The sequence below is a fragment of the Acidovorax sp. Root219 genome (assembly GCF_001428665.1).
Lineage (GTDB): Bacteria > Pseudomonadota > Gammaproteobacteria > Burkholderiales > Burkholderiaceae_C > Acidovorax.
Genome location: NZ_LMIJ01000007.1, coordinates 23,506 through 37,333 on the forward strand (window position 1 = coordinate 23,506; position 13,828 = coordinate 37,333).

At 66.3% G+C, this 13,828-nt stretch carries 11 protein-coding genes; 10 read left to right on the forward strand and 1 reads right to left on the reverse strand.

What is annotated here, in order from left to right:
• The first annotated feature begins 10 nt into the window (after nucleotides 1-10).
• Complete coding sequence (locus ASE28_RS06505) at nucleotides 11-808, forward strand: SDR family NAD(P)-dependent oxidoreductase (protein WP_057206997.1); 798 nt, start codon at nucleotides 11-13, stop codon at nucleotides 806-808.
• A 13-nt stretch (nucleotides 809-821) separates the two neighbouring features.
• Here the strand turns inward: ASE28_RS06505 and ASE28_RS06510 are convergent, their stop codons facing one another.
• The gene (locus ASE28_RS06510) at nucleotides 822-1,784 is read right to left on the reverse strand and encodes a LysR family transcriptional regulator (RefSeq protein WP_057265621.1); all 963 of its coding nucleotides are present in this window, start codon (nucleotides 1,782-1,784) and stop codon (nucleotides 822-824) included.
• 118 nt (nucleotides 1,785-1,902) lie between these two features.
• Between ASE28_RS06510 and ASE28_RS06515 the strand changes: the two genes are divergently transcribed.
• The 9 genes from ASE28_RS06515 to ASE28_RS06555 all read left to right on the forward strand — a co-directional run bounded on the left by ASE28_RS06515 (nucleotide 1,903) and on the right by ASE28_RS06555 (nucleotide 13,816).
• A complete protein-coding gene (locus ASE28_RS06515) occupies nucleotides 1,903-3,354 on the forward strand; it encodes an aldehyde dehydrogenase family protein (RefSeq protein ID WP_057265867.1) in 1,452 nt (483 codons plus the stop codon).
• Nucleotides 3,355-3,431: 77 nt separating this feature from the next.
• On the forward strand, nucleotides 3,432-4,397 hold the full coding sequence (locus ASE28_RS06520; protein WP_057207118.1) for an ABC transporter substrate-binding protein: 966 nt from the start codon (nucleotides 3,432-3,434) through the stop codon (nucleotides 4,395-4,397).
• A 109-nt stretch (nucleotides 4,398-4,506) separates the two neighbouring features.
• Nucleotides 4,507-5,577: a multiple monosaccharide ABC transporter substrate-binding protein gene (gene chvE, locus ASE28_RS06525; RefSeq protein WP_057265624.1), complete on the forward strand. Its 1,071-nt coding sequence runs from the start codon at nucleotides 4,507-4,509 to the stop codon at nucleotides 5,575-5,577.
• 99 nt (nucleotides 5,578-5,676) lie between these two features.
• Nucleotides 5,677-7,194, forward strand: coding sequence for a multiple monosaccharide ABC transporter ATP-binding protein (gene mmsA / locus ASE28_RS06530; protein WP_057265626.1), 1,518 nt, complete (start codon nucleotides 5,677-5,679; stop codon nucleotides 7,192-7,194).
• Nucleotide 7,195: 1 nt separating this feature from the next.
• Nucleotides 7,196-8,425 (forward strand): multiple monosaccharide ABC transporter permease, encoded by a 1,230-nt coding sequence (gene mmsB, locus ASE28_RS06535; protein ID WP_057265628.1) that lies wholly within the window; start codon nucleotides 7,196-7,198, stop codon nucleotides 8,423-8,425.
• Between the two features lie 5 nt (nucleotides 8,426-8,430).
• Nucleotides 8,431-9,966, forward strand: coding sequence for a sugar ABC transporter ATP-binding protein (locus ASE28_RS06540; protein WP_057265630.1), 1,536 nt, complete (start codon nucleotides 8,431-8,433; stop codon nucleotides 9,964-9,966).
• The gene (locus tag ASE28_RS06545; RefSeq protein ID WP_057265633.1) at nucleotides 9,959-11,017 is read left to right on the forward strand and encodes an ABC transporter permease; all 1,059 of its coding nucleotides are present in this window, start codon (nucleotides 9,959-9,961) and stop codon (nucleotides 11,015-11,017) included. The genes ASE28_RS06540 and ASE28_RS06545 overlap by 8 nt, the downstream gene beginning before the upstream one ends.
• Nucleotides 11,014-12,051 (forward strand): galactofuranose ABC transporter, permease protein YjfF, encoded by a 1,038-nt coding sequence (gene yjfF, locus ASE28_RS06550; RefSeq protein WP_369818127.1) that lies wholly within the window; start codon nucleotides 11,014-11,016, stop codon nucleotides 12,049-12,051. The genes ASE28_RS06545 and yjfF overlap by 4 nt, the downstream gene beginning before the upstream one ends.
• Nucleotides 12,052-12,082: 31 nt before the next feature.
• Nucleotides 12,083-13,816, forward strand: a complete 1,734-nt coding sequence (locus ASE28_RS06555; RefSeq protein ID WP_057265637.1) for an IlvD/Edd family dehydratase — start codon at nucleotides 12,083-12,085, stop codon at nucleotides 13,814-13,816.
• Nucleotides 13,817-13,828 lie beyond the last annotated feature (12 nt).

Here is a 13,828-nt window from a genome sequence, read left to right on the forward strand (position 1 = left end):
ACAAATTGCAATGACAACTGGTATCCATATCCCCTCCCAGCCCGCTGCGCTCGCCCACTTTCCGAGCTTGCAAGGCCGCTCGGTCTTCATCACCGGCGGCGGCAGTGGTATCGGCGCTGCCATCGTCGCAGCATTCGCCGAACAGGGTGCGCGCGTGGCCTTCGTGGACGTGGCGCGCGAAGCCAGCGAAGCGCTGGCCCAACAACTCGTGGACGCAGGCCACGAGCGCCCGTGGTGGCAGGTGTGCGACGTGCGCGACATCGCCGCGCTGCAGGCGGCCGTGGCCGAGGCAGCAGGCGCGTTGGGTGATTTCTCGGTGCTGGTCAACAACGTGGCCAGCGATGACCGCCACACGCTGGAGTCCGTCACCCCCGACTACTACGACGAGCGCATGGCCATCAACGAGCGCCCGGCCTTCTTCGCCATCCAGGCCGTGGTGCCCGGCATGCGCCGCCTGGGCGCGGGCTCGGTGGTCAACCTGGGCTCCACGGGCTGGCAGGGCAAGGGCGCGGGCTACCCCTGCTATGCCATTGCCAAGTCGTCGGTGAACGGGCTCACGCGCGGCCTGGCGCGCACCCTGGGGCAGGACCGTATCCGCATCAACACCGTATCGCCCGGCTGGGTGATGACCGAGCGCCAGATCAAGCTCTGGCTCGACGCCGAAGGCGAGCAGGAGATCGCGCGCAACCAGTGCCTGCCCGACAAGCTGCGCCCGCACGACATCGCACGCATGGTGCTGTTCCTGGCGTCCGATGACGGTGCGATGTGCACGGCGCAAGAGTTCAAGGTGGACGCCGGCTGGGTGTAACCTTTCCCCTGTTTCAATCCCCGGCTTCGAGCCGGCGTCCGTACTGCACCAGGCTGGTCTGCTTGAGCGCCTTCATCATCACCTTGGCGGCCGGCGACAGCAGCCGGTCGGTGCGGGTGATGATGCCGAAGGCATCCATGTGGCAGGGCATGGCCAGCGGCAGCACCGCCACCATGCCGTGCGAGGCGTAGTAGTGCGCCACGTCGGCGCCGACCACAGCGATCATGTCGCTCTGCTGCAGCATGCGCGTCATGAACAGCAGGGCCGCCGTCTCCACCACGTTGACCGGCGGGGCCAGCCCGTCCTGCTGGAACATCAGGTCGAAGCGGTGGCGCAGCACGCTGCCTGCGGGCGGCACGATCCAGCCCGCGGCCAGCACGTCCCGCAGGGTCAGCCCGGCCATGCCCGACAGCGGATGGCCCGGCCGGGTCACGGCGCAGACCAATTCCTCGCTCAGCGGTTCGTAGCGCAAGTTGGCCTTGTCATGCTCTTCGAACAAGCGGCCCACCAGGATGTCGAGCTTGCCCTGCTCCAGCCGGTCCATCAGCACCGGGCTGGTCTCGATGTCGAGCGAGATGCGCAGGCTGGGGTGCTCCTGCTTGACCAGGGCCACGGCGGCGGGCAGCAGGCTCAGGCCCGGCGAAGTGATGGCCCCGATGCCCACTTGGCCGAAGTGCCCGGTCTTGAGGGCCGCCAGCTCCACATGCGCCTGGTTCAGGCTGGCCAGCGCCATGCGCGCGTGGCGGATCATGGTCTCGCCATACCAGGTGGGGCGCATGCCACGCGGCAGGCGTTCGAACAGCGATACCTCCAGCACGTCCTCCAGGTCCTTGAGCAGCTTGGACGCGGCCGGCTGCGTCATGCTGAGCACTTGGGCCGCGCGGTGGATGTTGCCCTCCTCGGCCAGGGCCACCAGCAAGAGCAGCTGGCGCGTCTTCAGGCGTGCGCGAATGAACCAGTGGTTGTAGGTGCTCATGGGGTTTTCCAGAATGCGTAGACGTATATCTATTTTGTCAAAAAAACTATTAGATTGATATCTAAATCGATCTTAGACTTTGCCGCACACCAGCACCAAGGTTCTTTCCAAGGTCTTCATGAAACTCGGCGATACGCAGCAAAACCCCCGGCACCTGATCAATGGGCGCTGGGAGATCGGCACCACCACCGGGGTGAGCACCAACCCGTCGGACACCCGTGAGGTGGTGGCCGAGTACGCCCGGGCCGACCGCAACCAGACCGAGCGCGCCATCCGCGCCGCCGCCGACGCCCTGCCCCACTGGAGCCAGAGCAGCCCCCAGCGGCGCGCCGACGTGCTCGACCACATTGGCAGCGAGCTGTTGGCGCGCAAGGACCAGCTCGGCACCCTGCTGGCCCGCGAGGAGGGCAAGACCCTGCCCGAGGCCGTGGCCGAGGTGGCCCGCGCCGGCCAGATCTTCAAGTTCTTTGCCGGCGAGGCGCTGCGCATTCCGGGTGAGCTCATGGCCTCGGTGCGCCAGGGCGTGCAGGTGGACGTGACCCGCGAACCCGTGGGCGTGGTCGGCATCATTGCGCCCTGGAACTTCCCGTTTGCGATTCCGGCCTGGAAGATCGCCCCCGCCCTGGCCTATGGCAACACGGTGGTGTTCAAGCCGGCCGAGCTGGTGGCCACCTGCGGCTGGGCCTTGGCCGAGATCATCAGCCGCTGCGGCCTGCCGGCCGGCGTGTTCAACCTGCTGATGGGCAGTGGCCGCGAGGTGGGCCAGACCTTGGTGGACCACCCGTTGGTGAATGCGATCAGCTTTACGGGATCGGTCGATACCGGAGAGCGCATCCTCAAGTCCGCCACGGCGCGCCGTGCCAAGGTGCAGCTGGAGATGGGCGGCAAGAACCCCCTGGTGGTGCTGGCCGACGCCGACATGGAACAGGCCATCGACTGCGCGCTGCAGGGCTCGTACTTCTCCACCGGCCAGCGCTGCACGGCATCGAGCCGGCTGATCGTCGAAGCCAGCGTGCACGATGCCTTCGTGGACCGGCTGCGCCAGCGGCTCGTGGCCCTCAAGGTGGGCCATGCGCTGGAGCGCGGCACCGAGATGGGCCCGGTCGCCGATGCCAGCCAATTGGAGCAGAACCTCTCTTATGTGGAGATCGCCCGGAGCGAGGGCGCCCAGCATGTCTGGGGCGGCGAGCGGCTCGAGCGCGCCACGCCCGGGCACTACATGGCCCCGGCGCTGTTCCTGGCCAAGCCCGAGCACCGCATTGCGCGTGAGGAGATCTTCGGCCCGGTAGCCTGCGTGCTGCGCGCCGATGACTACGAGCATGCGCTGGCACTGGCCAATGACACGCCCTACGGCCTGTGCGCGGGCATCTGCACCACCTCGCTCAAGCACGCCATGCATTTCAAGCGCAACGCCGTGGTCGGCATGACCATGGTCAACCTGCCCACGGCGGGGGTGGACTTCCACGTGCCCTTCGGCGGGCGCAAGGATTCGAGCCACGGCCCGCGCGAGCAGGGCCGCTACGCCGCAGAGTTCTACACCACCGTCAAGACGGGCTACATGCTCGCCTGAATCGCCAGGTTTCCTTTCCCGCAGTGCATTTCTTTCTTCCACAACAGCGTCAACAACAGACAGACAGGAGACAAATGATGAAACTGAACCGCCGGACCCTCGTATCCGCCCTTGCCTGCGCCCCCGTGGCCGGGCTGCTCCCGGGCGCCGCCTGGGCCCAGAAACCCATCGTACTGGGCTTCAGCCAGGTGGGTGCCGAGAGCGAGTGGCGCACCGCCAACACCGAATCGATCAAGTCCGCCGCCAAGGAGGCCGGCATCGAGCTCAAGTTCTCCGACGCCCAGCAAAAGCAGGAGAACCAGATCAAGGCCATCCGCTCCTTCATCGCCCAGAAGGTGGACGTGATCGCCTTCTCGCCGGTGGTCGAGTCGGGATGGGAGAACGTACTGCGCGAGGCCAAGGCCGCCAAGATCCCCGTGGTGCTGACCGACCGCTCGGTCAACGTCAAGGACCAGTCGCTGTACGTGACCTTCATGGGCTCGGACTTCGTGGAAGAAGGCCGCAAGGCCGGCCGCTGGCTGGTGGACAAGATGAAGGACCAGAAGGGCGACGTCAACATCGTCGAACTGCAGGGCACCGTGGGCTCGGCCCCGGCCATCGACCGCAAGAAGGGCTTCGAGGAAATCGTCAAGGCCGACCCCAAGTTCAAGATCCTGCGCTCGCAGACCGGCGACTTCACGCGCGCCAAGGGCAAGGAGGTGATGGAAGCCTTCCTCAAGGCCGAGGGCAAGAAGATCAACGTGCTCTACGCGCACAACGACGACATGGCCATCGGCGCCATCCAGGCCATCGAAGAGGCCGGCATGAAGCCCGCCAAGGACATCACCATCATCTCCATCGATGCGGTCAAGGGCGCCTTCGAGGCCATGATCGCCGGCAAGCTCAATGTGAGTGTGGAGTGCAGCCCCCTGCTGGGCCCGCAGCTGATGACCGCCGTCAAGGACATCAAGGCCGGCAAGGCGGTGCAAAAGCGCATCGTGACCGAGGAAGGCATCTTCCCGATGGAAGTGGCCGCCGCCGAGTTCCCGAAACGCAAGTATTGATGCCGCTGCTGCCGGTGTAGAGCCGGCAGCACGGCAGGAGGCCGGCCCCGCGCGCCACAGGAGGTGTACGAGGGCCGGGCAGAAAACCAGAAAAACAGGAGACAAATTGATGAAACGCACCATTTTCAAGACCGTACTGGCCACCGTGGCCCTGGCTGCCATGGGGGCCGCACCGCTGGCACTGGCCCAGGACAAGGGCAGCATCGGCATCTCCATGCCCACCAAGTCCTCGTCGCGCTGGATCGCCGACGGTGACAACATGGTCAAGGTGCTCAAGGAGCGCGGCTACAAGACCGACCTGCAGTACGCGGACGACGACATCCCGAACCAACTCGCACAGATCGAGAACATGATCACCAAGGGCGCCAAGGTGCTGGTGATCGCCTCCATCGACGGCACCACCCTCTCGCGCGTGCTGCAGAGCGCGGCCGACAAGGGCGTGAAGGTCATCGCCTATGACCGACTCATCAAGGGCTCGAAGAACGTGGACTACTACGCCACCTTCGACAACTTCCAGGTCGGCGTTCTGCAGGCCAGCTCCATCGTCGACAAGCTGGGCTTGAAGCAGGGCAAGGGCCCGTTCAACATCGAACTCTTCGGTGGCTCGCCCGACGACAACAACGCCTTCTTCTTCTACGACGGCGCCATGAGCGTGCTCAAGCCCTACATCGACAGCGGCAAGCTGGTGGTGCGCAGCAAGCAGCTGGGCATGAACAAGGTGGGCACGCTGCGCTGGGACGGCTCGGTGGCCCAGGCCCGCATGGACAACCTGCTCTCGGCCTACTACGGCAAGGACAAGGTGCACGCCGTGCTCTCGCCCTACGACGGCCTGTCCATCGGCATCCTGTCGTCCCTGAAGGGCGTGGGCTACTGCACGGCGCAGCAGCCCTGCCCGGTGGTGAGCGGCCAGGACGCGGAGATCCCCTCGGTCAAGTCCATCCTCAAGGGCGAGCAGTTCTCCACCGTGTTCAAGGACACGCGCGAACTGGCCAAGGTCGCCGCCAACATGGTGGACGCCACGCTCTCGGGCAAGCAGCCCGAGATCAACGACACCAAGACCTACAACAACGGCGAGAAGGTGGTTCCGTCGTACCTGCTCAAGCCGGTGTCGGTCGATGCGTCCAACTGGAACGCGGTACTGGTGGGCAGCGGCTACTACAAGGAATCGCAAGTCAAGTAACCCAGGCCTGGGCCAGGGGAGGCAGCGCATCTCCCCTGGTACCAGGGCCACGTGAGACAACAGAGGAAGCCCGCAGCGCTTCCTGCACGAGCCCAGTCCATGATTCTTGAAATGCGGAACATCCGCAAAACCTTCCCCGGCGTGGTCGCACTCAACCAGGTGAACCTGAACGTGCGCGCCGGCGAGATCCACGCCATCGTCGGCGAGAACGGCGCGGGCAAGTCCACGCTGATGAAAGTGCTCTCGGGCGTCTACCCGCACGGCAGCTACAGCGGCGAGATCGTCTTCGAAGGCCAGGAGCGCCAGTTCGGCGGCATCCGCGACAGCGAGCACCTGGGTGTGATCATCATCCACCAGGAACTGGCGCTGGTGCCGCTGCTGTCCATTGCCGAAAACATCTTCCTGGGCAACGAGACGGCGCGCCATGGCGTGATCGACTGGATGGCGGCGCACAGCAAGGCCCAGGCCCTTTTGAGAAAGGTCGGCCTCAAGGAGTCGCCCGAGACCCTGGTCACCCACCTGGGCGTGGGCAAGCAGCAGTTGGTGGAGATCGCCAAGGCGCTGTCGCGCCAGGTGCGCCTGTTGATCCTGGACGAACCCACGGCCAGCCTCAACGAGAACGACAGCCAGGCGCTGCTGGACCTGCTGCTGGAGCTCAAGAAGCAGGGCATCACCTGCATTTTGATCTCGCACAAGCTCAACGAAATATCGCGCGTGGCCGATGCCATCACCGTGCTGCGCGACGGCAGCACAGTCGAGTCGCTCGACTGCCGCACCGGCCTGGTCAGCGAGGACCGCGTGATCAAGGCCATGGTCGGCCGCGAGATGGCCGACCGCTACCCGCCGCGCCAGCCCGACATCGGCCCCACCGTGTTCGAAGTGCGCAACTGGCGCGCCCACCACCCGCAGCATGCCGATCGCGAGGTCATCAAGGGCGTCGACCTGCATGTTCGGCGCGGCGAGATCGTGGGCATCGCCGGCCTCATGGGCGCGGGCCGCACCGAACTGGCGATGAGCATCTTCGGCAAATCCTGGGGCCAGCGCATCAGCGGCCAGGTGCTGCTGAACGGCCAGGAGATCGACGTCGGCACGGTGGAGAAAGCCGTGCGCCATGGCCTGGCCTACGTCACCGAGGACCGCAAGGGCAACGGCCTGGTGCTCAACGAGGACATCCAGTTCAACGTCTCGCTGGCCAACCTGGGCGGCATCTCCACCGCCACGGTGATGGACCATGGGCGCGAGCACCAGATCGCGCAGGACTACCGGCGCAAGTTGCGCATCCGCTGCTCGGGCGTGGACCAGAAGACCGTGAACCTCTCGGGCGGCAACCAGCAGAAGGTGGTGCTGGGCAAGTGGCTCTTCACCAACCCCGAGGTGCTGATCCTCGACGAGCCCACGCGCGGCATCGACGTGGGTGCCAAGTACGAAATCTACACCCTGATCGCCCAGATGGCGGCCGAAGGCAAGTGCGTGATCGTGATCTCGTCGGAAATGCCCGAGCTGCTGGGCATCACGGACCGCATCTACGTGATGAACGAGGGCCGCTTCGTGGCCGAAATGCCCACCGCAGAAGCCTCGCAAGAAAAAATCATGCGCGCGATCGTGAAAGCCAGTTGAGATGACCCCAATGACCCCCTCCCCTACCGCCACGCTTGCCAGCGCCCCTGCCGAGGCACCGGCCCACCACGACAAGCCGCTGCTCGAACACCTCAAGCACAACTTCCGCGAATACGGCATGCTGATCACGCTGGTGGCCATCATGGGCTTCTTCCAGTACATGACCGACGGCACGCTGATGCAGCCGCTCAACCTCACCAACCTGCTGCTGCAAAACAGCTACATCGTCATCATGGCGCTGGGCATGCTGCTGGTGATCGTGGCCGGGCACATCGACCTGTCGGTGGGCTCGGTCTGCGGCTTCATCGGCGCGCTGGCCGCCGTGCTGATGGTGGAGTACCACTGGCACTTCCTGCCCGCATCGCTGGTGTGCCTGCTGTGCGGCGGCATCATCGGTGGGCTGCAGGGCTGGTTCGTGGCCTTCTCGCGCATTCCGTCCTTCATCGTCACGCTGGCCGGCATGCTGGTGTTCAAGGGCCTGGCGCTGGCGCTGCTGGCCGGGCAGTCGGTGGGGCCGTTCCCTGCCGAGTTCCAGATGCTCAGCTCGGGCTTCATCCCCGACCTGTTCAGCGTGGAGGGCCTCAAGCTCACTTCGCTGCTGCTGGGCGTGGCCGTGGCTGTAGCGCTGGCAGTGGCCGGGGTGCGGGCGCGGGCCAACCGCCTCAGGCACGGCGTGCAGGCCGAGCCGCTGGCCCTCTTCGTGGCGCGCACCGCCGTTTTTGCGGCACTCCTGGTCTATTTCTCGTACCTGCTCGCCTCGTACAAGGGCCTGCCCAACGTGCTGGTGGTCATGGCGCTGCTGATAGTGCTGTTCGAATTCGTCACCAGCCGCACCACCATCGGCCGGCGCATCTATGCCATGGGCGGCAACGAGAAGGCGGCCAAGCTCTCGGGCATCAAGACCGAGCGGCTGTCGTTCTATGCCTTCATCAACATGGGCGTGCTGGCCGCACTGGCCGGCCTGGTGTTTGCCGCGCGGCTCAACACGGCCACACCCAAGGCGGGCCTTGGCTTCGAGCTCGACGTGATCGCCGCCTGCTTCATCGGCGGGGCCTCGGCCTCGGGCGGCGTGGGCAAGGTCATGGGCGCGGTGATCGGCGCCTTCGTGATGGGGGTGATGAACAACGGCATGTCCATCCTCGGCATCGGCATCGACTACCAGCAGGTCATCAAGGGCGTGGTGCTGCTGGCCGCGGTCTTGGTCGACGTCTACAACAAGAACAAGGCCTGAAAGCCATGGACGCGGCCGCCGTTCACGCCCTTGCTCCCGTGCTGGAACTCACGGGCATCCACAAGCATTTCTCGGGCATCCCCGTGCTGCGCGACGTGCAGCTCAACCTGTACCCGGGCGAAATCCACGCCCTCATGGGCCAGAACGGCGCGGGCAAGTCCACGCTGATCAAGGTGCTCACCGGCGTGCTCGAAGCCAGCGGCGGGCAGATGCGCCTGGCCGGCCAGGCCGTGTGGCCCGATTCGCCGCTGGCCGCGCAGCGCCTGGGCATCAGCACCGTGTACCAGGAGGTCAACCTCTGCCCCAACCTGTCGGTGGCCGAGAACATCTTTGCCGGCCGCTACCCGCGTTGCGGCATCGCCCAGGGCTTTCGCATCGACTGGGCCACGCTGCACCAGCGTGCCCGGGATCTGGTGGCGCGCATCGGCCTGTCCATCGATGTCACGCGACTGCTCTCGGACTACCCGGTGGCCGTGCAGCAACTGGTGGCCATCGCCCGGGCGCTGAGCATCGAGGCCAAGGTGCTGATCCTGGACGAACCCACCTCCAGCCTGGACGACGACGAGGTTCAAAAGCTCTTCGAGGTGCTGCGCCGCCTGCGCGGCGAGGGCCTGGCCATCGTCTTCGTGACCCACTTTTTGAACCAGGTGTATGCTGTTTCGGACCGCATCACGGTGCTGCGCAACGGTGCCTGGGTGGGTGAATGGGCCGTGGGTGACCTGGGCCCGCAGGCCCTGATTGCCGCCATGCTGGGGCGCGAGCTGGCAGCGCAGTGCACCGAGCCACCGGTGATCCCCGTGTTCGACGACGCGGCGCAGGCCCTGCTGGAGGCGCAAGGCCTGGGCCAGAGCGGGCAGTTGCAGCCCATCGACCTCAAGGTGCGAGCCGGCGAGGTGGTGGGCCTGGCGGGCCTGCTGGGATCGGGCCGCACGGAGCTGGCACGGCTGCTGTTCGGTCTGCAGGCGCCCGACAAGGGCGTGCTGCGCATTGATGGCCGTGCCGTCACCTTCTCCAATCCCATGGATGCGATCCGCGCGGGCCTGGCCCTGTGCCCCGAGGAGCGCAAGACCGATGGCATCGTGGCCGAACTCTCGGTGCGCGAGAACATCGCCCTGGCGCTGCAGGCGCGCATGGGCATGGGCCGTTTTCTGTCGCGTGCCGAGCAGACCGCGATTGCCGAGCGCTATGTGCAGCTGCTGGGCATCAAGACCACCAGCGTGGACACGCCCATCGCCCTGCTCTCGGGCGGCAACCAGCAAAAGGCGATCCTCGCGCGCTGGATGGCCATCGAGCCGCGCCTGTTGATCCTGGACGAGCCCACGCGCGGTATCGACGTGGCGGCCAAGCAGGAAATCATGGAGCAGATCCTGTGCCTGGCCGATGCCGGCATGGCGGTGGTTTTCATCTCCTCCGAAATGAGCGAAGTGGTGCGCGTGGCGCACCGCATCGTGGTGCTGCGCGACCGCCGCAAGGTCGGCGAGCTGCCTGCAGGCAGCAGCGAAGAAGCCGTGTACGAACTGATTGCCGCCGAAAATGCCTGACGCACCCTCCCCCTCCTCTTCTCTGCTGGCCGCTGCGCTGCGCCACCGGCTCACCTGGCCGCTGGTCACGCTGGCCCTGCTGCTGGCCGTGAACACGGCCTTCAACGCGAGCTTTCTGCACATCGAGTGGCGCGATGGCCACTTCTACGGCAGCCTGGTCGACATCCTCAACCGTGCGGCACCCCTGGCGCTGGTGTCGCTGGGCATGACCATGGTGATCGCCACGCGCGGCATCGACATTTCGGTGGGCGCGGTGGTGGCCATCGCCGCCGCCGTGGGCGCCTGGATGATCGGCGGCTCGGTCTCGGGCGGCGAGAGCCGCTTTCCCCTGCCGCTGGCCATCCTGGGCGCCATCGGCGTGGCGGCACTGTGCGGGCTGTGGAACGGCCTCCTGGTCGCCAAGGTGGGCATGCAGCCCATCATCGCCACGCTGATCCTGATGGTGGCCGGCCGGGGCATTGCCCAGTTGATCACCGACGGGCAGATCATCACCATCTACTACGCGCCCTTCTTCTTCCTGGGCGGGGGCTACCTGCTGGGCCTGCCGTTTTCGCTGTTCGTGCTGGCCGCCGTGTTTGCCGGGCTGTACCTGGCGGTCACGCGCACGGCGCTGGGCCTGTTCGTCCAGGCCGTGGGCATCAACCCCACGGCGGCGCGCGTGGCCGGCGTGCAGTCGCGCCGCCTGGTCGTGGCGGCCTACACCTTCTGCGGCGTGTGTGCGGGCATCGCAGGCCTGCTCATCAGCTCTAACGTGAAGAGTGCCGATGCCAACAATGCCGGCCAGATGCTGGAGCTCGATGCCATCCTGGCCGTGACGCTGGGCGGCACGGCACTGACCGGCGGGCGCTTCAGCCTGGTGGGCAGCGTGATCGGCGCGCTCATCATCCAGACGCTGACCTACGCCATCTACTCGCTGGGCGTGCCGCCCGAGATCAACCTGGTGGTCAAGGCCGTGGTGGTGTTCATCGTGATGCTGCTGCAGTCGCCCGACTTCCGCGCGCAGATCGGCGCCCTGGTGCGCCGGCCTGCGGCCGGGGGAGCCCTGTCATGAGCGGCGGACACAGCCCCACCCTGGATGTGGCACCTGCCGCCGCCGCGCCAACACAACGCCCTGTTTCTCCCAGCATGCGCCTGAACCCCAAGTACCTGCCGCTGGCGGCCACCATCGCGCTGTTCCTGGCCATGGCCACGGCGGGCTCGGTGCTCTACACCGGTTTCTTCTCGGCCCAGGTGTTCCTCAACCTGCTGATCGACAACGCCTTTCTGATCATCGTCGCGGTGGGCATGACCTTCGTGATCCTCTCGGGCGGCATCGACCTGTCGGTGGGCTCGGTGGTGGCGCTGACCACCATGGTGCTGGCCAGCCTGGTGGAGCACCACCACTGGAGCCCATTCGCAGCCATCCCGCTGGTGCTGCTCATGGGCACGGTGTTCGGGGCCTTCATGGGCTTTCTGATCGAGCGCTTTCGGCTGCAGCCCTTCATCGTGACGCTGGCGGGCATGTTCCTGGCGCGTGGCCTGTGCTACCTGATCAGCATCGACTCGATCAGCATGGCCGACGAGGCCTATTCCGCGATGGCGCAGTGGCGCCTCGAACTGTGGGAGGGTGCCTCGCTCTCGCTGGGCGCGCTGATCGCCATGGCCGTGCTGCTGGCCGCCATCTTCGTCGCGCACTGCACGCCGTTTGGCCGCAACGTGTATGCCGTGGGCGGCAACGAGCATTCGGCCGTGCTCATGGGCCTGCCGGTGCGCGCCACGGTGATAGGCGTGTACACGCTCTCGGGCCTGTGCTCGGCGCTGGCCGGCGTGGTGTTCACCTTCTACATGCTGTCGGGCTACGGCCTGCACGCCACGAGCATGGAGCTCGATGCCATCGCCGCCGTGGTGATCGGCGGCACCCTGCTCACAGGCGGCGTGGGCTACGTGGCCGGCACCCTGTTCGGCGTGCTGATGCTCGGAATCATCCAGACCCTGATTTCCTTCGACGGCACGCTCAGCTCGTGGTGGACACGCATCGTCGTCGGCGTGCTGCTCTTCGTCTTCTGCCTGCTGCAGCGCCTGCTGACGCACCGCACTTCCAAGTGACCCCGCATCTCCCTCTCCCCCAAAAACAACCATGACCACCTCCCCGCGCAAGCTCCGCTCCGCCGAATGGTTCGGCACCGCCGACAAGAACGGCTTCATGTACCGCAGTTGGATGAAGAACCAGGGCATCCCGGACCATGAATTCGACGGCCGCCCCATCATCGGCATCTGCAACACCTGGTCCGAACTCACACCCTGCAACGCCCACTTTCGCAAGATCGCTGAGCATGTCAAGCGCGGCATCTACGAGGCGGGAGGCTTTCCGGTCGAGTTCCCGGTGTTCTCCAACGGCGAGTCCAACCTGCGCCCCACGGCCATGCTCACGCGCAATCTGGCCAGCATGGACGTGGAGGAAGCCATCCGCGGCAACCCCATCGACGCGGTGGTGCTGCTGGTCGGCTGCGACAAGACCACCCCTGCCCTGCTGATGGGCGCGGCCAGCTGCGACGTGCCAGCCATCGTGGTCACGGGCGGGCCCATGCTCAACGGCAAGCTCGACGGCAAGGACATCGGCTCGGGCACGGCCGTGTGGCGGCTGCACGAATCGCTGAAGGCCGGCGAGATCAACGAGCACCAGTTCTTCGCGGCGGAAGCCGGCATGTCGCGCTCGGCCGGTACCTGCAACACCATGGGCACGGCCAGCACCATGGCCTGCATGGCCGAGTCGCTGGGCACCTCGCTGCCGCACAACGCGGCCATCCCGGCCGTGGACTCGCGCCGCTATGTGCTGGCGCACATGTCGGGCCGGCGCATCGTGGAAATGGCGCACGAAGGGCTCACGCTCTCGAAGATCCTCACGCGCGAGGCGTTTGAAAATGCCATCCGCACCAATGCGGCCATCGGCGGCTCGACCAACGCCGTGATCCACTTGAAAGCCATCGCCGGCCGCATCGGCGTGCAGCTGGACCTGGAGGACTGGACGCGCATCGGCCGCGGCACGCCCACGCTGGTGGACCTGCAGCCTTCGGGCCGCTTCCTGATGGAGGAGTTCTACTACGCGGGCGGCCTGCCTGCCGTGCTGCGCCGCCTGGGCGAGAACGGCCTGCTGCCCCACCCGGACGCGCTCACCGTCAACGGCAAGAGCCTGTGGGACAACGTGCGCGAAGCGCCGCAGTACAACGACGAGGTGATCCGCCCGATAGACAACCCCTTGATCGCCGATGGCGGCATCTGCATCCTGCGCGGCAACCTGTCGCCGCGCGGCGCGGTGCTCAAGCCCTCGGCGGCATCGCCCGAACTGCTCAAGCACCGGGGGCGCGCCGTGGTGTTCGAGAACCTGGAGCACTACAAGGAGCGCATCGTCGATGAAGACCTGGACATCGACGCCAGCTGCGTGATGGTGATGAAGAACTGCGGCCCCAAGGGCTACCCCGGCATGGCCGAGGTGGGCAACATGGGCCTGCCGCCCAAGCTGCTGCGCCAGGGCGTGAAGGACATGGTGCGCATCTCCGACGCGCGCATGAGCGGCACCGCCTACGGCACGGTCGTACTGCATGTGGCGCCCGAGGCGGCTGCGGGAGGGCCGCTGGCCGCCGTGCGCGACGGTGATTTCATCGAACTCGACTGCGAGCAGGGCCGCCTGCACCTTGACATCAGCGACGAGGAACTGGCCGCACGCCTGGCCGCGCTGGCCAGTACCGACATGGGCGGGCGCGGCGGCTACCAGCGCCTGTACGTGGACCATGTGCTGCAGGCCGATGAGGGCTGCGACTTCGACTTCCTGGTCGGCTGCCGGGGCGCTGCCGTACCGCGCCATTCGCACTGATGACCACTTCTC